The 20,932-nt window shown below is 41.8% G+C and carries 23 protein-coding genes, 2 tRNA genes and 1 other RNA gene; 24 read left to right on the top strand and 2 right to left on the bottom strand.

Annotation, left to right across the window (positions count from 1 at the left end; translation table 11 throughout):
• Window positions 1-70 precede the first annotated feature (70 nt).
• The 4 genes from EV207_RS18305 to EV207_RS18290 all read left to right on the top strand — a co-directional run bounded on the left by EV207_RS18305 (window position 71) and on the right by EV207_RS18290 (window position 2,604).
• Window positions 71-613: an HD domain-containing protein gene (locus EV207_RS18305; RefSeq protein ID WP_132747601.1), complete on the top strand. Its 543-nt coding sequence runs from the start codon at window positions 71-73 to the stop codon at window positions 611-613.
• 222 nt (window positions 614-835) lie between these two features.
• Window positions 836-1,036 (top strand): cold-shock protein CspD, encoded by a 201-nt coding sequence (gene cspD, locus EV207_RS18300; RefSeq protein WP_132747600.1) that lies wholly within the window; start codon window positions 836-838, stop codon window positions 1,034-1,036.
• 201 nt (window positions 1,037-1,237) lie between these two features.
• Window positions 1,238-1,313 (top strand) — tRNA-Arg (locus tag EV207_RS18295).
• Between the two features lie 232 nt (window positions 1,314-1,545).
• On the top strand, window positions 1,546-2,604 hold the full coding sequence (locus EV207_RS18290) for a hypothetical protein (RefSeq protein WP_243647143.1): 1,059 nt from the start codon (window positions 1,546-1,548) through the stop codon (window positions 2,602-2,604).
• 348 nt (window positions 2,605-2,952) lie between these two features.
• On the opposite strand, the gene EV207_RS18285 is transcribed toward EV207_RS18290, so the two are convergent.
• Window positions 2,953-3,630 carry a Dph6-related ATP pyrophosphatase gene (locus EV207_RS18285; RefSeq protein WP_132747599.1) on the bottom strand — a complete coding sequence of 226 codons (678 nt, stop codon included), beginning with the start codon at window positions 3,628-3,630 and terminating at the stop codon, window positions 2,953-2,955.
• Window positions 3,631-3,765: 135 nt separating this feature from the next.
• On the opposite strand from EV207_RS18285, the gene EV207_RS18280 reads away from it, so the two are divergent.
• Window positions 3,766-5,247, top strand: a complete 1,482-nt coding sequence (locus tag EV207_RS18280) for an aldehyde dehydrogenase family protein (RefSeq protein ID WP_132747598.1) — start codon at window positions 3,766-3,768, stop codon at window positions 5,245-5,247.
• 176 nt (window positions 5,248-5,423) lie between these two features.
• On the opposite strand, the gene EV207_RS18275 is transcribed toward EV207_RS18280, so the two are convergent.
• On the bottom strand, window positions 5,424-5,714 hold the full coding sequence (locus EV207_RS18275; protein WP_132747597.1) for a YfhJ family protein: 291 nt from the start codon (window positions 5,712-5,714) through the stop codon (window positions 5,424-5,426).
• Between the two features lie 100 nt (window positions 5,715-5,814).
• Between EV207_RS18275 and sspK the strand changes: the two genes are divergently transcribed.
• The 19 genes from sspK to EV207_RS18180 all read left to right on the top strand — a co-directional run bounded on the left by sspK (window position 5,815) and on the right by EV207_RS18180 (window position 20,488).
• Window positions 5,815-5,979, top strand: coding sequence for a small acid-soluble spore protein K (gene sspK, locus EV207_RS18270; RefSeq protein ID WP_132747596.1), 165 nt, complete (start codon window positions 5,815-5,817; stop codon window positions 5,977-5,979).
• 15 nt (window positions 5,980-5,994) lie between these two features.
• Window positions 5,995-6,162 (top strand): YpzG family protein, encoded by a 168-nt coding sequence (locus EV207_RS18265; RefSeq protein ID WP_132747595.1) that lies wholly within the window; start codon window positions 5,995-5,997, stop codon window positions 6,160-6,162.
• Window positions 6,163-6,340: 178 nt separating this feature from the next.
• Window positions 6,341-7,366 carry a LacI family DNA-binding transcriptional regulator gene (locus EV207_RS18260; protein WP_132747594.1) on the top strand — a complete coding sequence of 342 codons (1,026 nt, stop codon included), beginning with the start codon at window positions 6,341-6,343 and terminating at the stop codon, window positions 7,364-7,366.
• Between the two features lie 95 nt (window positions 7,367-7,461).
• Complete coding sequence (locus EV207_RS18255; RefSeq protein WP_132747593.1) at window positions 7,462-8,205, top strand: sugar phosphate isomerase/epimerase family protein; 744 nt, start codon at window positions 7,462-7,464, stop codon at window positions 8,203-8,205.
• A gap of 245 nt (window positions 8,206-8,450) precedes the next feature.
• Window positions 8,451-9,728: an MFS transporter gene (locus EV207_RS18250; RefSeq protein WP_132747592.1), complete on the top strand. Its 1,278-nt coding sequence runs from the start codon at window positions 8,451-8,453 to the stop codon at window positions 9,726-9,728.
• Window positions 9,728-10,351, top strand: a complete 624-nt coding sequence (gene hxlA, locus EV207_RS18245; protein WP_132747591.1) for a 3-hexulose-6-phosphate synthase — start codon at window positions 9,728-9,730, stop codon at window positions 10,349-10,351. The genes EV207_RS18250 and hxlA overlap by 1 nt, the downstream gene beginning before the upstream one ends.
• Before the next feature lie 19 nt (window positions 10,352-10,370).
• The gene (gene hxlB, locus EV207_RS18240; RefSeq protein WP_132747590.1) at window positions 10,371-10,919 is read left to right on the top strand and encodes a 6-phospho-3-hexuloisomerase; all 549 of its coding nucleotides are present in this window, start codon (window positions 10,371-10,373) and stop codon (window positions 10,917-10,919) included.
• Between the two features lie 88 nt (window positions 10,920-11,007).
• A complete protein-coding gene (locus EV207_RS18235; protein WP_132747589.1) occupies window positions 11,008-11,646 on the top strand; it encodes a Bax inhibitor-1/YccA family protein in 639 nt (212 codons plus the stop codon).
• Window positions 11,647-11,771: 125 nt separating this feature from the next.
• On the top strand, window positions 11,772-13,046 hold the full coding sequence (gene uraA / locus EV207_RS18230) for a uracil permease (protein ID WP_132747588.1): 1,275 nt from the start codon (window positions 11,772-11,774) through the stop codon (window positions 13,044-13,046).
• Window positions 13,047-13,250: 204 nt separating this feature from the next.
• Window positions 13,251-14,660, top strand: a complete 1,410-nt coding sequence (locus EV207_RS18225) for an amino acid permease (protein WP_132747587.1) — start codon at window positions 13,251-13,253, stop codon at window positions 14,658-14,660.
• A 93-nt stretch (window positions 14,661-14,753) separates the two neighbouring features.
• The gene (locus EV207_RS18220) at window positions 14,754-16,163 is read left to right on the top strand and encodes a hypothetical protein (protein WP_132747586.1); all 1,410 of its coding nucleotides are present in this window, start codon (window positions 14,754-14,756) and stop codon (window positions 16,161-16,163) included.
• On the top strand, window positions 16,160-16,621 hold the full coding sequence (tadA, locus tag EV207_RS18215) for a tRNA adenosine(34) deaminase TadA (protein ID WP_132747585.1): 462 nt from the start codon (window positions 16,160-16,162) through the stop codon (window positions 16,619-16,621). Before EV207_RS18220 ends, tadA begins: the two co-directional genes overlap by 4 nt.
• Window positions 16,622-16,688: 67 nt before the next feature.
• A tRNA-Ser gene (locus EV207_RS18210) sits at window positions 16,689-16,781 on the top strand.
• 93 nt (window positions 16,782-16,874) lie between these two features.
• Window positions 16,875-17,139, top strand: an RNA gene (gene ffs / locus EV207_RS18205) — signal recognition particle sRNA large type.
• Window positions 17,140-17,277: 138 nt separating this feature from the next.
• Complete coding sequence (dnaX, locus tag EV207_RS18200; protein WP_132747584.1) at window positions 17,278-18,981, top strand: DNA polymerase III subunit gamma/tau; 1,704 nt, start codon at window positions 17,278-17,280, stop codon at window positions 18,979-18,981.
• 19 nt (window positions 18,982-19,000) lie between these two features.
• A complete protein-coding gene (locus EV207_RS18195) occupies window positions 19,001-19,315 on the top strand; it encodes a YbaB/EbfC family nucleoid-associated protein (protein ID WP_132747583.1) in 315 nt (104 codons plus the stop codon).
• A gap of 12 nt (window positions 19,316-19,327) precedes the next feature.
• Complete coding sequence (gene recR / locus EV207_RS18190) at window positions 19,328-19,924, top strand: recombination mediator RecR (protein ID WP_132747582.1); 597 nt, start codon at window positions 19,328-19,330, stop codon at window positions 19,922-19,924.
• An 18-nt stretch (window positions 19,925-19,942) separates the two neighbouring features.
• A complete protein-coding gene (locus EV207_RS18185) occupies window positions 19,943-20,161 on the top strand; it encodes a YaaL family protein (RefSeq protein WP_132747581.1) in 219 nt (72 codons plus the stop codon).
• A 60-nt stretch (window positions 20,162-20,221) separates the two neighbouring features.
• Window positions 20,222-20,488 (top strand): pro-sigmaK processing inhibitor BofA family protein, encoded by a 267-nt coding sequence (locus EV207_RS18180; protein WP_132747580.1) that lies wholly within the window; start codon window positions 20,222-20,224, stop codon window positions 20,486-20,488.
• Window positions 20,489-20,932: the final 444 nt, after the last annotated feature.

Genomic DNA, 20,932 nt, shown 5'->3' with positions numbered 1-20,932 from the left:
TGTTTTCTATATAATTATATACCAAAGTTATTGTAAACTTTTCTTAACCATAAATATTGGAGGAAAAATAATGCCATTTACTACAGTGGATCAGGCGATTAATCTTGCGGCAAAAGCGCACGCTGGCCAAAAGCGGAAAGCGACAGAGGTGCCGTATATATCACATCCTTATAGCGTCGGAATGCTTCTATTAAAGGCAGGATGCAGTGAAGATATCGTAATTGCGGGTATTCTGCATGATACGATTGAAGACACATTAGTAACGGAAAAGGATATTGAAGAAATGTTTGGCAAGAAAGTGGCTGAGCTCGTGACCATGGCCTCTGAACCCGACAAATCCCTTTCATGGGAGGAAAGAAAGCAGCATACTATCGATCATCTTTCCGAAGCATCTGAAGAGGCGTGTTATGTCATTTGTGCGGATAAACTCCATAATCTCCGGTCAATGGTATCAGATTATGAAAAACTGGGTGAGTCCTTATGGTCTAGGTTTAAAAAAGGGCGTGATCGCCAAGAATGGTATTATCGCAGTTTGCTGGCATCCTTGGAAAAGAAAATACCAGGGACACCAATGGTTAAAGCGCTTACGGTCGAAATAGAAAAACTTTTCTGAGTGTTTGACACAAGATATTCAATATGGTAAATTAGAGTAAACCATTTTACTATTTTATATAAAGATTTGGATGTAAGAATGAAGACCCTTCGTTGAAGTGTGGAATTTTTACTTCCAGCTTTATCGGAGGTTCTTTTTTTAGTCAGACTGTCTTGATGTAAGTGGTTCAATGGTTTATTTCAAAAGCGCGGGTAAGCGCAAGGTTTTAGGGAGGCAACACACATGCAAAACGGTAAAGTAAAATGGTTTAACGCAGAAAAAGGTTACGGCTTCATCGAAGTTGAAGGCGGCAACGACGTATTTGTACATTACTCTGCAATTGAAGGTGAAGGTTTCAAAACATTAGAAGAAGGTCAAGAAGTTAGCTTCGAAATCGTCGAAGGCAACCGTGGACCACAAGCTTCTAACGTAACTAAGCTTTAATTCATAACCGAATCCGTAAGCAGTCCATACCGGGCTGCTTTTTCTTGTGAGACTTCTAGGCATATGTACCAGGGGCTGTTGACCTGAGTAATGCTTTTTTGGAATATGTGGGGAGATAGACCTAATGATACTAGAAAATGAATTGAAGACTTTTCAAATCGGCTGTCCTGTTATATAATAATAAATGCGTGATTTTTTGATGGCCCCGTAGCTCAGGGGATAGAGCGTTGGTTTCCTAAACCATGCGTCGGGAGTTCGAATCTCTCCGGGGCCGCCATAATGAATATAGATAATAATCCATACGATCCCTGCATTCAATTGAGTGCAGGGATTTTTATGTTGAATACTGTATACACAAATCGACAAAATTTGAAACTATGAGTGTTATTCGACAGCAGTAAGGGAATGGGAAAATAAATGAGGATAGAATTTGCTTTGACGGCTTAAGATGCCTCATTTTTAACGAATAGTATTCGAGTCAGCTAACCTAAGAAAGTGAGGTGAAGCCTGTGAAGAAAGTAAATAGCTTTATCCCATTTGCTCTTGTTATGTTGCTTTTGGCAGGGTGCGGTCAAGCAGCAGATGTCAGCGGCGGGGATAGCGGCAAAGATAATCAGGCTGAATCCAAGCATAAGCAGGAAAAGGATAAAGAGGTTTCGGCGCAAAAGCAAGAAAACAAGCCCAAAAAAAATCAGCAAAAGAAACCACAACCTTACGCGCCAATCCAACCGTCCCAGGATACTAAGTCTTTGAAAGAGGATGTAACAACACTTCGAGCAGGGAAAAAGGACCTTACGAATGGTCCGCTCAAGAAACATAGGATCGTGTCATATTATGGCACCCCGCTTTCGGACCAAATGGGGGTATTGGGTGAAGGGACACCAGATGAGGCTATGAAAAAGCTTAAAAGGCAAACCAAGGCCTATTCCGAGGCTGATCCATCACATCAAGCGGTGCCGGCGATTGAACTAATTGCCTCAACCGCACAGCGTGATCCAGGTCCAAATGGTCTGTATGTTTCGCGGTTGTCGAAGGATGTTATTGAGCAGTATGCAAAATTAGCAAAGGAAAATAAAGCGCTATTGATTCTGGATGTTCAGCTTGGACAAGATACAGTAATGAATGAGGTCAAGGCACTTGAACCTTTCCTTAAGCTTCCATATGTCCATTTGGCCATTGATACAGAGTTCCACGTGAAACAAGGACAAGTACCGGGTGAAGACCTTGGCCATGTGGACGGTGCAAAGATCCAGAAGGCTATAGACTACTTAAATCGTTTGGTGGAGAAAAGGGATATTCCTGATAAAATGGTGATGGTGCATGAATTTCAGGAAGGCATCATTACGAGCAAATCTCTTATTAAACCGACAAATCATGTTGAAGTTGTTATGAATGCTGACGGTTTTGGCAAAGCTTCAGCGAAAAAAATGAAGTATCGAAATTTGGTGAAAGAAGGGACCAATCAATACGGCGGGCTCAAACTGTTTTATTCTAAGGATAAGCCGTTGCTTTCGCCAAAGGAAGTTATTAAGTTAGAACCTTCACCCGCTGTGGTGAATTATCAGTAAAAAAAGGAGGCTTGGGACAGAAGGTTTTTACTCATAGAAAAATCTCCGAAATCATTCAGACATCCTATCTGAATGATTCGGATTTTTATTTTACAAAAGAAAGGAACGAAGCGCTCCGTCAAAATACTTCGCTTTCCACGGGCACGGCCTCAGCCCCTTTCTTGTCTTTAGGAACTAGACCATGGAATGACTTGTATAAAAAACGATGATTCTTAGGCAATTTTAGAGTGAATTTTAATAAAAGCCGTTAATGGGACTATACTGAAGGACGTCCCGACAAAGTCATGAAGCGCTAAATGTGTAAAGCTTTTACCGCAAGAGTATTGCTTCTCTTATTTTTTGATCAGGTCATTTACCAACCAAATTATAACCCGAAAACTCAAGCCGCTTGGTTGTTTCAAGAGTGATGATGCTCTCTGACGTCAGCTCAATCTTTTGGTGGAACAGAGGCCCGTTATAGACAAAGGTATGGTATTCCCCATGTTCACCCATTGGGCAAACGGGAAGCCCTAGGATGTCTTGAACAAAGGACTGATCTAGAGGTCTTCCTAACCAGGAATCATCTAGGGCGTCCTCCATGACCCGAATAACAACAGCCTTATATCCTGAGTTTGTAAAAGTTTTAAGAGCATCCGCTGAATCCTCCTCCGTCATCCATAACGGATAAAGCGGCTTGAGACCTGACGCGTCAGCCACTTTCTCTCCCCACTCCCGGTGCCCATCAAGATAAAGGTCTCCGAAAGCAATGCCAGAGAGGTGATATTGCTCTTTTAAAGATTTTATTGTACTGACAAAACTCTCAGTATACCCTTCAAACGTGCATGTTATAAAATGCACCGGAATAGCTAGGGCCTGGCTCTGCAATGTGATCATTTCCACCTTTTCTCCGTGCCCGAAGGTTCTGCCTGTTTCTTCCGGAACCGTTGTGACAAGGCAAGCGACGTCATAGCCCTTTTTTACAAGAGTATCAAGAGCTAAGCAGCCGTCTTTCCCTCCGCTCCATGATAGCGCAATTTTTTTCTCCATAATAACCCGCCTTTATAAAATTTTGCTGAAAAACGTCGAACGAATAATCCTAATTATAAAATAAAACGAAAGGGTTTTCATTTCTAAAATAGAAATAGTAAAGTGTAACTATTTTCTAGGAGGGTGTTAAAAGGAATGGAACAACATACTCTGGATATTACTGAACGGCTGGCTGATTTTTTAAAGGGCACGAAGAAGCTGTACATCAATGGCGAATGGACCGAGTCTGCATCAGGCAAAACTTTTGAAACCTTGAATCCTGCAACTGGTGACGTTCTCGCCGTTGTAAGCGAAGCGGATGCAACGGATGTTGACCGGGCAGCGGAAGCGGCGCGGAAGGCTTTTGACGAAGGTAAATGGACTAAGATGAGTGCTGCCTCAAGAAGCAGGCTGATCTATAAACTTGCTGATTTAATGGAAGAACATAAAGAAGAGCTGGCACAGCTTGATACACTTGATAATGGTAAACCGATCAGGGAAACAAAAAATGCCGATGTGCCACTTGCGATAGAACATTTCCGTTATTATGCGGGATGGGCCACCAAAATTGTCGGTCAGACCCTTCCAGTTCAAGGGAAGTTTTTTACTTATACAAGGCATGAACCACTCGGTGTCGTCGGGCAGATCATACCTTGGAATTTCCCTTTGTTAATGGCTGCATGGAAGCTTGGGGCGGCGCTCGCATCGGGATGTACGATTGTGTTAAAACCTGCGGAACAAACACCATTATCAGCCTTGTACCTTGCTAAATTAGCCGAGGAGGCCGGTTTCCCAAAAGGTGTTCTTAATGTTATTCCAGGCTTTGGAGAAACAGCGGGGGAACCACTTGTCAAGCATCCAAAAGTAAATAAGATAGCCTTTACAGGGTCAACCGTGGTCGGAAAATCAATTATGGCGGAAGCTTCGAAATCATTGAAGCGGGTGACATTGGAACTCGGCGGCAAGTCACCAAATATTATCTTGCCTGATGCGGATATGACAAAGGCTGTGCCGGGGGCATTTTCCGGGATCATGTTTAACCAAGGGCAAGTATGCTGCGCAGGATCACGGTTATTTATTCAGAAAAAATCCTTTGATAATGTTGTTGCCGATCTTGTCACGCATTCAAAGAGCCTTAAGCAAGGGGAAGGCATTCATACTGATACTGAGATGGGTCCGCTCGTTTCCAAGGAACAGCAAGACCGCGTTGTCAATTACATTAATAAGGGTAAAAGCGAAGGCGCTGAATTATTGACTGGCGGAACCTTTTCGGAAAAAGGTTACTTCGTTGAGCCAACTGTGTTTGCAGATGTCGATGATAATATGACGATTGCTAAGGAAGAAATATTTGGACCAGTTGTAGCTGCTATGCCATTTGAAGACCTTGATGAAGTGATCGAACGCGCCAACAACAGTAATTATGGCTTAGCTGCCGGTTTGTGGACGGAAAATGTGAAGTCGGCCCACTATGTGGCGAACAGGCTTAAAGCCGGAACGGTTTGGGTGAACTGTTACAATGCTTTTGATGCATCAGCACCGTTCGGCGGTTACAAAGAATCCGGCATTGGCCGGGAGATGGGTTCTTATGCCTTAAATAACTACAATGAAGTGAAAAGTGTTTGGATCAATTTAAGCTAATAAATGAAAAGGGTGCCGGTGTTGTCCGGCACCTTTCTAAGTTAATCAGAAAGTATAACTTTCTGACGCACATAAGTGCACTGGCTAAAGACGTAACATCCTGTTACAACGCCAGTACTAGCACGTCCTGTGCGTCGCAACTACGCCTCTGTCTTCACCAAAGGCTCGCCAATCGGCTAGTTTTCTTTATTAATATCCTTAGGGTTATTAAAATCGCGGTCTTTAATGAGTTTCTGGAATTTTGGATTGCTGGCTACAATTTCATGGAACATCGGTCCGTAGTAATTGATCCATTGTGTCACGATTTTTTCTGTAACAGCGTGATTCACGAATTGACGTCCGGCTTTTGCCCGAGTTGCCTCAAAATCCTCCCAAAGAATTTCCACCCATGTGCGTGCTTCATCATAAGTTAATTGGTCATTTTTTTCTAACAGACGCGCTGCTAACCGATGGAACGTATCATTCATTTCAATCATTCCTTATATCATATCTTTCATTTCCGATCTTAACATGTTTTTTCTGTACCTGTACATACTAAGGTTACCCTTTATTGAAAGGTGGTTTGACATGGTCGATCGCGAAGAAAAGCAATATAGCGTTCAAAATGAGAATTCGATTCAGCCAAGGGCGAAAGTTGAGTTTTCATCAAAAAGGACTAACGGAACAACGAAAGATCATCCAGGTGAACGTATGTCTTTATCGAACCAGGTTAGAAATGACCACGAAGACTAAAAAGGGGTGTTGATCTTGGGAACAACAAAAAGTTGGGAACAAAGGTTTCCAAAATATGCAGATCCGTTTCAATCACCGCGTGCTAATCCGAAGCACGCCGCACATCAAGTAAATGGTGAAACTGAGAAAGCGTTGAATGCACAGGTTTTAGATGTTTTAACGCGAAAAAAATCCCTTTATTAAGGGACATATGGCATTCCCAAGACAGCGGCGGTCTCATGATGAGGCCGCCTTCAATGAGCGCCTGTAATTAATTCCCTTTATTTAATGCTTTGAAATTGGAAATGAGCGTGTTATATTAAAAATAAGAAGTATTGGAACCGGTTTCAGAAACCGTTACCATAATTAAGGTTGTGGGAAAATGCAGAAGCATTCAAATAAACGGCGCACCACCATTTTAGACGTTGCGAAGAAAGCCGGTGTTTCAAAAACAACGGTTTCTCGTTATCTTGGAAAGCAATACGATGAATTGGCTGCCGATACACGCAAAAAAATAGAAGCGGCTATTGAAGCTCTGGACTATAAACCTAACCGAATGGCAGCAGGCTTAAAGGGTGGCCGGAGTTATTTAATTGGCATGGTGGTTGCGGATATTACCAACCCTTTTACAACTAAAATACTCCATGCTGCTGAAACGCTTTGCAGAAATAAGGGCTACAGCCTGATGGTTTGTAATACAAATAACGATCCACAGGTAGAACGGGACTATATTTTTATGCTTCAGTCACATCGCATAGATGGTCTGATCATTAATACCACCGGAAAAAATAATCAGTTTTTGACACAAATGGCAGAACAGAAAACCTCCGTCGTTCTTGTTGACCGTAAGATTCCTGAATTGGGGTTTGACTCGATCGGTGTTGACAATATAACAGCAACAGAAGAAGCTGTTCAGTTTCTAATCTCTAAGAATTACGAGAGCATAGCTTTCTTTAGTGAGCCTATCGACGGTGTCAGTACGCGGCGCGAGCGGTTATCGGCCTTTCAATCGGTGCTTGCCATGCATGGAAATTCAAGTATGCAACATGTTTATGAGGCCGATTTTAGTCAAACCTTGGATTTGGAAGATAAGCTGGATCACTTTTTAAAGTCTACAAAGGGTAAGAAACGGGCAATTTTTTCAGCAAATGGTGTGGTCTCACTAGGCTTGATAAAAGCAATGAAGAAACGAGGGCTAGTGATCCCTGATGATATGGCAATTATCGGGTTTGATGACCCCGATTGGGCTGAAATTCATACCCCCGCGTTAACAACAATTTCGCAGCCTACGACAGCAATTGGAAGAACCGTTATTGAGAGGGTCTTTAAAAGAATAGAAGGCGATACTGCTCCGCCAAAGGATATTGTTTTACCGGCTGAACTTTTGGTTAGACATTCCACAATATAAAAGGCTGGTAAAGCTTTTAAATAAAATGGAACCGTTCCCTCCAAATTTTTATTTTAGAATTAATGGAACCGTTCCCACTCTAAGGAGAGGATAGTGTGACGATCATTTTTGTCCCAACATCAGTATTTCATCATGAAGAAATACGACAAGCTGGACAAACAGCATTTATATCCCAAATTAAGGAATCAGGGGGAGATGGAATAGAAATTCGCCATGAATTGTTCAGTGGCGAACCGCAGCTAAAATCAATGAAAAAAGCCATTCAAAAGGCTGGATTGTACACCATCTATTCTGCACCTGAATGCGTCTGGACGGCGAACGGCCATTTAAATAGAACAAGTCTTATTAGCATGATGGACATGGCACATCAAATCGGTGCTGCCAAACTGAAGCTCCCTTTAGGACACTACATTGAAAACGAATCAGATATTAATGAACTGAAGAATTGTCTAGGTGAGATTGAAGCCAAAGGAAGCCTCGTGACATTGTTGATTGAAAATGACCAAACACCATATGGGGGGGTAATAGAACCGCTTCGACAGTTTTTTTCTAAAGCAAAACAAAGTAAAATTCCTGTCGAAATGGCGTTTGACACAGGCAATTGGATGTGGGCGGGGGAAAATGTCATCGAAGCTTGCCGGACTTTAAAAGATTATGTCGGGTATTTGCATATTAAAGGTGTCGAAAAAGTGAACGGCGAGCTGTTAACGGTCCCTATAACATTCGACAAAACTGCGGAATGGCGACATTGTTTAACATATTTCCCGGGTAATATTCCTCGGACTATTGAATTTCCTGTCGAAATTGACAAGCTTCAACCTGACATGCCGCTTCATTGACTGTTTTAACCATAGTGATGGCCTTAAGTTAGGATCAAAAGAGACTGTTCTTCCGCTATCTTTCATGACTTGAAGTGCTTTCATTGAAAACCGACTCGTTTTGTTGGAAAGGGCAAGCGGAATGCCTGTCATATGCAGATATGAAAGGCCAAGAAGTTAGTCTCAAAAGCTAGGTATTAATTAAGGCATTTATTGATATATAACTTGACCTTTTAAAAACTAATTTTAGAAAGGAAGTTTATGATATGAATCATCTTTCTTCTGCACGCTGGTCACGTCTTATTCCAATTGCTTTCATTACCTACAGTCTTGCTTATCTTGACAGAGCAAATTATGGTTTTGGCGCCGCTGCCGGTATGGCTAAGGATTTGCAAATTACTGCTGGTGTGTCATCACTGTTAGGTGCACTTTTCTTTCTTGGTTATTTCTTTTTCCAGATCCCTGGTGCCCACTATGCAGAAAATAAGAGTGCGAAAAAACTGATTTTCTGGTCCCTTATTCTTTGGGGAGTGCTTGCCAGTGCTATTGGTGTGATCACCAATGTGACATTGCTTCTTATTGTAAGATTTTTGTTGGGTGTTGTTGAAAGCGCCGTCATGCCGGCAATGCTCGTCTTCTTAAGCCACTGGTTTACCAAAAAAGAACGGTCACGTGCCAATACGTTTCTTATATTAGGCAACCCGGTAACTGTCCTTTGGATGTCCATTGTTTCAGGATATCTTCTTGACTTGTTTGGCTGGCGCTGGATGTTTATTTTAGAAGGAATCCCAGCTATAATATGGGCATTTATTTGGTGGAAACTTGTCAGTGACCACCCTAAGGATGCAAAGTGGTTAACGGATGACGAAAAGCAAGCGCTTGAAGGTACACTTGAAGATGAACAAAAAGGTCTAAAAGAAGTTAAGAATTACCGCGAAGCGTTCAAGTCAAAATCGGTTGTCTATCTTAGCCTGCAATATTTCTTCTGGAGTATTGGCGTCTATGGCTTTGTTATGTGGCTGCCATCTATTATTAAAGCAGCGCCAGATATGAGTTTGGTTGAAACAGGATGGCTTTCCTCGGCGCCATATGTTTTGGCAACGATCATGATGCTTCTGGTTTCTTATTTTTCCGATAAAATGCTTGTGAGAAAAAGCTTCGTATGGCCTTTCTTGCTTATAGGAGCTGTTGCCTTTTACGCATCTTATGCAATAGGAACCAGTCATTTTTGGGTATCATTTGCACTATTAGTGATCGCCGGGGGAGCGATGTATGCTCCATACGGGCCATTCTTTGCTATTGTTCCAGAAATTTTGCCGAAAAATGTTGCTGGCGGTGCAATGGCCTTAATTAATAGTATGGGCGCTTTAGGTTCATTTGTCGGCGCATACTTTGTAGGCTTTTTGAACGGTATCACCGGCAGCTTTGCCGCCTCTTATTTCTTTATGGCAGGTTCGCTTGTGTTGGCTGTTATATTTACGGTGATTGTTAAAGGCGAAAAAAGAAAGTCGGTAAAGCCGGATCTTGCTGAGGTGAAAAGCTGATGAATATACAATTGGCCTTGGATCGTATGACGATTGATGAAGCGATCAAAATGGCAAAACAGGTTGAACAGTATATTGATTGGATTGAAGTTGGAACGTCTCTAATCAAGGAATATGGAATGGAAAGTGTCAAAAGTTTAAAAGCGGCTTTTCCCGATAAAACCATTGTGGCTGATATAAAGACGATGGATAATGCTAAATATGAATTTAAACTTTGCTTTGAAGCCGGGGCGGATGTCGCGACTGTCATGGGGGTCGCGCCTGACGCTACCATTCAAACATGTATGGAAACCGCTGCAGACTATGGAAAACATGTCATGATTGATTTGCTCAATACAACGGAAAAACGGGCTGAGACCCTTTCGGAGACCTATGATGCAATTCTTTGTGTCCATGTTAGTAAAGATCAGCAGGAAATAGAGGGACAAAGCACAACATCCATTCGTATCCCTGGGAATCTGCACCCGGAAAGTCTTATCGCTGCAGCCGGAGGAATAACATCAAAGACTTTATCAGAACTTGTAACATTGAAGCCGCATGTTGTCATCGTCGGATCTGCGATTACGAAAACGGCTCATTCGGTGGAGTCAGCAAAGCAAATGAAAGAGATCATCAAGGGATAATTGCAATAAAGGAGTGCTAATGATGGCTATTCAAACGATCATAAGTGAAATTCAGACAGTTTTACAAAAAGTGGATGAGGAAGCTATTCGGCGGTTTGCAGAGAACTTAGCCGCAGGCAAACGGATTTTTGTCATTGGTGAAGGCCGGTCTGGACTTATGGCCAAGTCATTTGCCATGAGATTAATGCATCTTGGTGCAGTCGTCTTTGTTGTCGGAGAGACGATCACACCGTCTATTCAAAAGAATGATATTTTGGTTGCAGTATCGGGTTCGGGAAAAACGAAACAGGTTGTCTGGACGGCGGAAAAGGCTAAAGAATTAGGCAGTTATATTATAGGGGTGACAACTAATCCCGAATCACCTTTAGGGCAAAAGGTGGATGAAATGGTCCATGTTTCTGCAGCAACAAAATACCGTTCGGATGGTGAGGCAGAAAGCATCCAGCCTTTGGGATCATTATTTGATCAGTGTGTCCATGTCCTTTTCGATACAATTTGTCTTCATTATGCCTCGTTGACCGAGAACGGGAATGATGCAGCATTCAAACGCCATAGTAATTTGGAATAAAAAAATGGTGCCTGCACCATTTTTTTTGAAACCCTTTGACCTTTTCATCCGTATTAGGGTTATCTAAAATTGAAAGGAATGGCGTCTAATGACTACAACGGCTGCACATGTCGGGCATCGTCCGTACACAAAGCTGTTCACCGCCTTTTTTGCCGGATTGCTTACAGCAACAGTCGGTCTTTATGCAGGTCAGTATGTTCCGCAGGCACTCATGCTGCCATTAATGATTGTTGAAATTATTATGATTGTGATGATGATTTTTGTAAGGAAGAAAAAGGCCGTCGGTTATGGCATGATGTTCGCCTTTATGTTTATTTCAGGAATGACCCTCTATCCGGTCATAGCTTATTATGTCAGCACTTTGGGTGCTAATGTTGTCCTTGAGGCATTCGGTATCACCGCTGTTTCCTTTGCCGGCATTGCTATTTATGCTACCGTAAGCAAAAGAGATTTTACATTCTTAGGCAGCTTTCTGTTCATTTCACTTATCGCTTTAGTTGGCCTAGGGATTCTAAATATATTCCTGCCGTTCTCGAGCACAACCCAGTTGATCTATTCCGCATTCGGGATTCTCATTTTTATCGGGTATACGTTATACGACTTCAGCCGTCTGACTGTCCATGGATTTACAGAAAGGGACATTCCAATGATTGTTGTTTCTGTTTACCTTGATTTCGTTAACCTTTTTCTCTATATTCTTCGTTTCATAGGCATATCTAGGGACTAAAGGTTCCAACAAGACTATAAAAAGGTCGCCGAAACTAAACTGGCGGTCTTTTTTTTGTATGTCTGTCGAATTATGCGCTATACTATTTTAAGATATGGACTTATGTAAATTTAGGAGGAAAAGGATTGACACAACGAATTATACAGGTGGATGAACGGCCGCCATTATTACAAAGTTTGCCTTTAAGTTTACAGCATTTATTCGCTATGTTCGGATCCACTGTTCTTGTCCCTCTGCTCTTTCATATTGACCCCGCCACAGCCCTCTTAATGAACGGCATAGGCACATTGCTTTATCTTATTCTTTGCCGCGGGAAGATCCCGGCTTATTTAGGGTCGAGTTTTGCTTTTGTTTCTCCTGTTTTGCTCGTATTGGCTGATAAGGGTTACCAGGCAGCATTAGGAGGATTTATTGTCGTCGGGGTTGTATTCGTCATCGTTTCCTTCATTATCAGAAAAGCGGGGACGGGCTGGTTAAATGTTATCTTTCCCCCTGCTGCCATGGGGGCGATTGTTGCAGTCATCGGCCTTGAACTCGTTCCTACTGCGGCAGGAATGGCTGGGTTAATCAAACCGGCGGATGCAGGTGCTTCATGGGCATTTGACCCAAAGGCAATGAGCGTTTCCATTTTAACATTGCTTATCACGATAATTGGATGGGTCATGTTTCGGGGATTTTTGAAAATCATCCCGATTCTAATCGGCATCATTATTGGTTATCTGTTTGCCGCATGGATGGGTTTAGTCGACTTCCAGAAAGTTATCGATGCGCCATGGCTGTCGTTGCCAACCTTTTATACTCCCGAATTTGAACTAACTAGCACTTTAATTATCGTTCCGGCAGCATTGGTCGTTATCGCGGAGCATATAGGACACTTGATTGTGACCGGAAATATTGTTGGAAAAGATCTGACGAAGGACCCTGGTCTTGACCGCTCATTATTAGGAAACGGTCTATCAACCATAATCTCGGGATTTGCCGGTTCGACACCTAATACAACCTATGGTGAAAATATCGGCGTTCTGGCAATAACAAAAGTTTACTCTACATGGATAATCGGCGGCGCGGCAATTATGGCAATGATATTGTCATTTATCGGTAAGCTGTCCGCGTTGATCGCCACGATTCCAACCCCGGTAATGGGCGGCATTTCATTATTACTCTTCGGGGTCATCGCCGCAGCCGGGCTGCAAATTCTCGTAGAATCTAAAGTTGATTATTCAAAACCTCAGAACTTAATCCTAACATCGATTGTTTTGGTCATTGGCGTCAGCGGAATTTCAATCAGCATATACTCCGTTGCTTTAAAAGGAATGGGTCTTGCTACTGTTGTGGCGATCGTACTCAGCTTGTTTTTTAAAGTGATTAATGTTCTTAAAATCTCAAACGAAAATGAATAAGTATTCTATGATAAGAGCCGGTTTTAAATCCCGGCTTTTATTTTTTTGTTCAGAAATGGATGATTTTAACAAGGTAAAACACCTTGATCTAAAAAGAAACGCATTGTATACTTTAGTTCGCTAATGTGTTATCGGACTAACAAACAAAAAACTAGTTTTGTCTTGCTTTAGCGTTTTTTTATAGATAGAAAGAGGGTATTTGTGGTGTCGGGTAAGAAATTAAGTGTATGGGTGTTAACTGCACTTGTTGTTGGGAATATGGTTGGTTCTGGAATATTTATGCTGCCAAGCACATTGGCAAAAGCTGCGAGTCCTGGGGGAGTCTTATTTGCCTGGGTGTTTACCGGAGTCGGAGTCCTTTTTATCGCATTGGTTTTCGGGACGCTTTCAATAAAGAGACCGGAAATAACCGGCGGGCCGCAAATTTATGCAAAAGCATTATTTTCGAAAGACTCCAAGGCCTCTGTATTATGGGGTTATCTGGTATCTTGGGGTTATTGGGTGGCCAATTTAGCGGGGATTGTAGCCGTGATCACGACGTTTGCCGGATATTTATCGACCTTTTTTCCTGTCATGAACAGCAGTTACGTTTTGTTTAAAACAGGTGATGTTACTGTGACAACCGGCCATCTGTTAAATTTCCTTGTATGTTCAGCATTATTGTGGGGCGTGCACTTTTTAATCATTAAGGGTGTGTCGGGTGCAGGGAAAGTAAATTTTATTGCCACAACGGCAAAAGTTGTTGGTTTTTTTATCTTTATCATTTTAACGTTGTTTGCTTTTCAATCAAGCAATTTGGAACCATTCATAACAGACGAGGTTAATGCAGGCGGCCAGACAGTCGGGATCTTTGGGCAACTAAACCATGCCGCGATTGCAACCTTATGGGCATTTATTGGTATTGAATCTGCCGTTGTCTTTTCTTCACGCGCCAAAAGCGGCCGAGACGTGAAAACAGCGACCATTGCCGGACTTTTAATCGCTTTAGTCATCTATATTGCTATTACCATGCTTGTTATGGGGACATTGACTCAGACTGAGCTTGTGCATTCATCCAAACCTCTGGTTGATGCTTTGGCAAAGGTCATAGGGGATACAGGTGGTTATATATTAGCAGCCTTGGCTTTAATTAGTTTGCTTGGCTCAAGTGTTGGCTGGATTTTACTGACGGCTGAAGTGCCGTTTCAATCGGCCAAACAAGGGTTATTTATGAAAGGCTTTTCCAAAGCAAATAAGGCTGGAACGCCGACAACATCATTGATTATAACAAACATTGCATGCCAGTTGTTTATTTTTTCTACAATATCACAGTCCATATCCAGCGCTTTTGACTTTGTTATTTATATCGCAACACTGTCATATTTATTGCCTTATTTGATCGCCGCAATTTATTTAATCAAGATGGTTATAAAGGGCAAAAAAAATTACCAGCTTAACAATAGTGACCGCTTCATTGATGGCGTAATCGCTATTTTAGCGACATTATATTCCCTATGGGTGATTAAAGCGGGAACTGCGGATCTAAAAACATTTTTATTTGGCGTTGCGATGATCCTAATTGGCATTGTGTTCTATCCCATCGTTATGAAAGCCGAATCGCAAGAGTCGAGGTAACCATTTTTGGTTATCTCTTTTTTTACAAGGTTTTTTTTGTGAAAAGGCGAATTCATATAAAAGGACATTTGGTTTGGACTAAGGGGGATCATCTTGAAAAATAAATACAAAAAAATTGCAGCGGCTGCAGCAATTTTAGCTGTTTTCCTTGTTGCGGCATGGTCTTTGCAATATAATGGTCAGCATTTTGAAATTGACAAAAAGGCGTTCAAGCCAGAATCATCTTTTGAAAACCTTATGAAAGAACAATATGGGCGCTTGGATTATCTAGCTGAGGCCGACCGCTATCATATTACAACGAATCTTGGAAAAGAAGTTGAGGTCCCAAAGATGAGGAGAGCCATAACCTTCCACAAAATTTGGCTTAATAACATGGGGACTTATTTGTTATACAGCCTGAATATCCGCCAAGACGATAAAAAGCCAAAAGACCTTCCAAAGCTCCATTTTAATAAAGTTATTTTTAACCTCGATAATGGGAAGAGGAAGACGATCAATACACCAAATTGGATCGATACAGGACGAAATACCTTGGACCACGACTTTTACCGAGGCATATTTTTTCAGCCCCAAATGGGGTTTAGCAATGATCAATATCATAAATACCAAACAATGCTTGAGCACGTGACATCAGTTACTTTAATGAATCCCAAATTAATTTCCAGTGATAAAGAAGTGACCTTAAAGGATATTGTCCTACCTGCAAATTTGAACAAAGATAAATGGCTTATTAAGAAGGCTAGGCTTGATCAATCATGGGAAGTCTCTCCCAAGCTGAAAGTACACTTCACATCTTATGAGAAATATTACAATTACACTAAAGTGAACGTGGAACTGACGGGCGGGGATAAATACCGCTTTGCAGGGGCAGAGGTGACTTATTTGGATCCTGATAAGCCGATATATGATCAGTCTTATGAAGATAGGACAGGACTATTAAAAGAAAATATTTTAGGTATACCGTCAGGCATGTCAACAATTCAGATGATTATGGAGGGCTATAAGGTCAATACAGGTAAGACGCTGTCCATATCACTGGATAATCAGGCGATTAAACAAGCGATGAAGGACAACCCTAATGAGAAAAAAATAAGTGAAATTGGGAATAGCGTTATTTTTGTTGGCCGCAGTGAGGTTGACCCTAGACCAGGTCATACTGTCATTTCATTAAAATTTAAATATAAGGATCCTTCCAAACCGTATATTGTTGATCTTTGGCCAAAAACAAAAAAAGAGGCACAAGAAATAAAAGCTCACGGCTATTCCCTGCAAAATTATCAGATTTTAAGCATTACGGATGACAAAGGAAAAGAGCTGCCGAATGTTGAAATAGGCAATGATTATACCCAGCATGACGGGCAAGTCGTTGATCTCATTGTTGAAAATAAAAATATCGAATCGGCAAAGCGACTTGACATCTCGATAAGTAATATTGTTAATTTTAAAAAGGTGGAAAACCCTAAATTCATCCTTGATTTAGAGAAGATAAGGAGTATATCATGACAACAGCACATGAATCATTTATGGAAAAGGCGATAGAAGAGGCCGAAAAGGCTGAAGCAATTGGGGAAGTCCCCATTGGGGCAGTGATTGTGAAAGATGGTGAAGTCATCGCATCGGCGCATAATTTAAGGGAGACAACCCAGCAGCCTATGGCGCACGCGGAATGCTTGGCTATTCAAGACGCTAGCCGCAAGCTCGGGACATGGCGATTGTCGGGTTGTGCGCTTTATGTCACGCTTGAGCCTTGTCCGATGTGTGCCGGAGCCATTATTCAGTCGAGAGTGGACACAGTTGTCTATGGGGCAAGTGACCCTAAGGCAGGCTGTGCGGGAACACTTATGAATTTACCTGAAGATCCTCGCTTTAACCATCGTGCAGAGGTCATTTCTGGAATATCAGGAGATGCCTGCGGCCAAATGCTGACAGCCTTCTTTAGAAAGCTGAGAGCCAAAATGTAAAGTCAAGATTATTAAAAATCGTTGATAACCTTGAAGAATTATGGTAAATTATAAAATGTTGGACTAAGGAGGCGTACCCAAGTTTGGCTGAAGGGGACTGACTCGAAATCAGTTAGGGCGTTCACGCGCCGCGGGGGTTCGAATCCTCTCGCCTCCTCCATTTACCATATTAAACCATTGTTTTTAATTTAAAACATTGGTATACTGTATTTTACGCGCTATCAAAAGCGCCATAACAATGTTATAAACTTTGCCGTGCTAGACGGGGAGGTAGCGGTGCCCTGTACTCGCAATCCGCTATAGCGAGGTTGAATCCCTTTCCGAGGTTTTAGCCTTGTAGGGCAGCCTTAAGTAAGTGGTGTTGACATTTGGGTCCTGCGCAACGGAAACTCATGAACCCTGTCAGGTCCGGAAGGAAGCAGCAGTAAGTGAGACCTTTCGTGTGCCGCAGGGCTGCCTGAATCGAGCTAACTGCTTAAGAAGCGCCTATGAGACTTTAATCGACGGAAGGTGCACGGCGTTAAATACATACCAACATAGGCTGTCCGAGCAATCGGCGGTCTTTTTTATTTGTGAAATTAGTTATTTCCTTTTTGAATTCAACCTTTTATAAAGTTATAATAAAGGATATTATTGTTGGAACAGGGGGGATTAGAATGAGCTACCAAGCGCTATATAGAGTCTGGCGTCCTCAGACCTTTCAGGATATTGCTGGTCAGGAGCATATAACAAAAACACTCCAGAACGCGTTAATGAAGGAGCAGTTCTCACATGCCTATCTTTTTAGCGGCCCTAGGGGAACTGGCAAAACCAGCGCCGCAAAGATTATAGCTAAAGCGATCAATTGTGAAAACGCACCGGTCCCGGAACCCTGTAACGAATGCAAAGCGTGCCGTGGCATTACTGATGGAAGCATATCTGATGTCATCGAGATTGATGCGGCATCGAACAATGGAGTCGATGAGATTAGGGAGATCCGTGATAAGGTCAAATATGCACCAAGTTCCGTCAGTTACAAAGTCTATATCATAGATGAAGTGCATATGCTGTCCACGGGGGCGTTTAACGCTTTGCTTAAGACACTGGAAGAGCCGCCGAAGCATGTGATTTTTATACTAGCGACTACAGAGCCTCATAAAATCCCTCTGACAATTATTTCACGGTGCCAGCGCTTTGATTTCAAGCGCATTTCATTACCTTCTATTGTCAAACGCTTGGCTTACATTGTTGAACAACAAAAGCTTGATGTGAACCAAGATGCCTTAATGCTTATTGCTAAGGCTTGTGAAGGCGGTATGAGAGATGCGCTAAGTATTTTGGATCAAGTTGCGGCTTATAGTGAAGGTATTGTAACTGTGGATGATGTCCTGGAAGTCACAGGGATGGTTTCCGGTCAATTTATATCAGAAGTCGTCACCGCTATTGAAGAACAGGATGCATCAACAGCCGTTCAGCGAATTAATGATGTTCTTGACCGAGGGAAAGATCCGAATAAATTTATTGAGGATTTGATCTTTTATTACCGGGATCTATTGCTGTTTCAGACATCTTCTGATCTGGAAGACATTCTAATGAGGCCTAGCGTTGATGACATTTTCCGAACCCATGCGGAGCAACTGGATGCAGACAAACTTTATAGGGCTATACAGCAGCTTAATGAATCACATCAGGAAATGAAGAGGACAAACCATCCCCGTGTGTTACTGGAGATGGCGGTCGTTAAGTTGAGCCAAAGCAAAAAAAGGCCAAATCCGGATGCTGTTTCTGCTGACTCTTCGGAAATTAAATCATTGCAAGACCGTCTATCACAGTTGGAAGAAAAAATGAATGGTATTCAGACCGGTAACATGAGACCGGACGCACCTAAGCAAAGAGAAACGCGGACACCGCGGCAGGCCAAAAAGAATCAACTTCCACTGCCGGTTAATGAAATGAAAAAGGTGCTATCATCGGCAACGAAAGACGATTTGAAAAAGCTTCGTTCTTCATGGGCGGATATTATGAACAAGATCAGAACAAAAAACGTTGCAGCCCATGCCTGGCTGTTGGAAAGCAAGCCAGTTGCTAGCTCTGGTGATGCCTTTTTGCAAGCGTTCAAATATGATTTTCACTGCCAAATGGTATTAGAGAATAAAAGCAACATTATGCAAATGGTTGAGCAAATTCTACAAGAGGTTATCGGCGAAAAACGAAAAATGTTCCCGATACCTCATCAAGAATGGGAACAAATGAAAGAAAGCTATATACAGGAAAATAAAACAAACCGGCAATCACAGTCAGAATCGGCTGATGACAGTGATCCTTTAATTGCTGAAGCTGAAAAATTGGTAGGTCCTGATCTGCTGGAAATTAAAGATTAAAATTTAGGAGGCGTAAGGTATGAGAGGCAATATGAATAACATGATGAAGCAAATGCAAAAAATGCAAAAACAGATGGCAAAAGCGCAAGATGAGTTAAAAGAAGAGGTTGTTGAAGGAACAGCAGGTGGCGGAGTTGTAACTGTCAAGGCTAACGGCCACAAAGAGGTAGTTGAAGTTGTTATAAAGGAAGAAGCTGTAGACCCTGATGATGTCGATATGCTCCAGGACCTTGTTTTGGCAGCAATTAATGATGCTCTAACAAAAGTCGATGAATTAACAAATCAACGGATGGGCAAGTTCACCAAAGGATTAAATCTGCCTGGAATGTTTTAGGAGGCCCTCTGTATGCATTACCCGGAACCAATAGCAAAGCTGATTGACAGCTTTATGAAATTGCCAGGAATAGGTCCGAAAACAGCGGTCCGTCTGGCATTTTTCGTTGTAGAAATGAATGAAGACGACGTAATGGAATTTGGAAGATCGCTAGTAAATGTCAAACGCAAGCTCATGTATTGCTCAGTTTGTCAAAACATAAGTGACCGGGACCCCTGCTATATTTGTGATGATTCATCAAGGGATAGGTCCGTTATTTGCGTTGTGCAAGAGCCTAAAGATGTTATTGCTATTGAAAAAATGAAGGATTATCGCGGTCTATATCATGTTTTGCACGGGGCTATTTCACCCGTTGACGGTATTGGACCTGAAGATATTAAAGTTACCGAGCTTATTAAAAGGCTAGAGGATGAGGGGATTAAAGAGATTATTTTAGCAACCAACCCTACAATTGAAGGCGAAGCAACAGCAATGTATATATCCCGGCTTGTCAAACCCATAGGAATTAAAGCCTCCCGCATAGCACATGGACTTCCGGTAGGAGGGGACCTTGAATACGCGGATGAGGTGACATTATCCAAAGCTTTAGAAGGACGTCGAGAATTATAGCTGGGGGGATGCAAAACAGTGTTTAGAAGAAAGAAGAAACTTCGGAGTGAGATAAATGGAAATTTGCTTGAAACCCTTACGACATGCAAAGAGGATTGGTTTAGAAAGAAAAGAGTGATTGAAAAGAGCATTGAACCTTCCGACGAAGTAATGTACCAACTGAAGCTTGCAGAAGCGAAGTATCTGTTCTTATTAAAAGAAGCTCGTTTTCACAGTCTCTCTTTAAAAGTGAAGTGATCCTGTTCTAAATGTGACAAGCCTCCCATATAGTTTATAAAAAGCCTGGGGGGTTTGGTTTTGGATCCAGTTATTCTCATATCGATATTTGTAGGAATGGGGCTTATCCTGTTGTTTATTGGCGCGCCATTAAAGCCGATGAGATTTGCAGGCAAAGTTGTCGTTAAACTTTTAATTGGAGCGTTAATGCTCTTTTTGTTAAACACTTTTGGAACGTCTTTCAATATACATGTACCCATCAACGCTATTACAACTTGTGTAAGCGGGTTATTAGGCATTCCAGGTGTAGCTGCACTCGTTGTTATAAGATATTTTATTCTTCCTTAAGGCCGCTGCCATAGCGGTCACTTTTATTTAGCTATAAAGGAAAGTCTTTGATCAAATAAAAAAATCGGGGAAATTTAAAATTCTTATTGACGAAGTAAACGATAGCTGATATTATAAATAGCGTCGCTGTTAGCAGCGCCCTTAAAAATACAAACTAAAAAGTTGTTGACAAGTCAAACTTGAGTATGTATAATAAATAAGGTCGCTTCAATAAAAACGACAAAAAAGTTTCAAAAAAAGTTGTTGACACAAACAATGCAGCATGATATGATAATTAAGTCGCTGTTAAAAACGACAACATCAAAAAAACGCTTCAACAGCAAGGCGGAAGCGAACTTCAGATTTTAGCTTCTTTGCGCAACAACACTTTGATTTTGTTGGTGTTGTCACGCAAGTCGAAGTGAATCGAGAAGAGAATGCTCCTTGAAAACTAAACAAAAGCCA

The organism is Scopulibacillus darangshiensis (assembly GCF_004341035.1).
Lineage (GTDB): Bacteria > Bacillota > Bacilli > Bacillales > Sporolactobacillaceae > Scopulibacillus > Scopulibacillus darangshiensis.
The sequence above is the reverse complement of the archived record's forward strand: the minus strand, read 5'-3'. Positions and strand labels throughout refer to the sequence as shown.

What these genes read in the sequence shown, in the direction of transcription:
- EV207_RS18305 (WP_132747601.1), top strand. Translation starts at nt 71, where the DNA reads ATGCCATTTACTACAGTGGATCAGGCGATTAATCTTGCGGCAAAAGCG.
- cspD (WP_132747600.1), top strand. Translation starts at nt 836, where the DNA reads ATGCAAAACGGTAAAGTAAAATGGTTTAACGCAGAAAAAGGTTACGGC.
- EV207_RS18285 (WP_132747599.1), bottom strand. Translation starts at nt 3,630, where the DNA reads ATGGAGAAAAAAATTGCGCTATCATGGAGCGGAGGGAAAGACGGCTGC.
- EV207_RS18280 (WP_132747598.1), top strand. Translation starts at nt 3,766, where the DNA reads ATGGAACAACATACTCTGGATATTACTGAACGGCTGGCTGATTTTTTA.
- EV207_RS18275 (WP_132747597.1), bottom strand. Translation starts at nt 5,714, where the DNA reads ATGAATGATACGTTCCATCGGTTAGCAGCGCGTCTGTTAGAAAAAAAT.
- sspK (WP_132747596.1), top strand. Translation starts at nt 5,815, where the DNA reads ATGGTCGATCGCGAAGAAAAGCAATATAGCGTTCAAAATGAGAATTCG.
- EV207_RS18260 (WP_132747594.1), top strand. Translation starts at nt 6,341, where the DNA reads ATGCAGAAGCATTCAAATAAACGGCGCACCACCATTTTAGACGTTGCG.
- EV207_RS18250 (WP_132747592.1), top strand. Translation starts at nt 8,451, where the DNA reads ATGAATCATCTTTCTTCTGCACGCTGGTCACGTCTTATTCCAATTGCT.
- hxlA (WP_132747591.1), top strand. Translation starts at nt 9,728, where the DNA reads ATGAATATACAATTGGCCTTGGATCGTATGACGATTGATGAAGCGATC.
- hxlB (WP_132747590.1), top strand. Translation starts at nt 10,371, where the DNA reads ATGATGGCTATTCAAACGATCATAAGTGAAATTCAGACAGTTTTACAA.
- EV207_RS18235 (WP_132747589.1), top strand. Translation starts at nt 11,008, where the DNA reads ATGACTACAACGGCTGCACATGTCGGGCATCGTCCGTACACAAAGCTG.
- tadA (WP_132747585.1), top strand. Translation starts at nt 16,160, where the DNA reads ATGACAACAGCACATGAATCATTTATGGAAAAGGCGATAGAAGAGGCC.
- dnaX (WP_132747584.1), top strand. Translation starts at nt 17,278, where the DNA reads ATGAGCTACCAAGCGCTATATAGAGTCTGGCGTCCTCAGACCTTTCAG.
- EV207_RS18195 (WP_132747583.1), top strand. Translation starts at nt 19,001, where the DNA reads ATGAGAGGCAATATGAATAACATGATGAAGCAAATGCAAAAAATGCAA.
- recR (WP_132747582.1), top strand. Translation starts at nt 19,328, where the DNA reads ATGCATTACCCGGAACCAATAGCAAAGCTGATTGACAGCTTTATGAAA.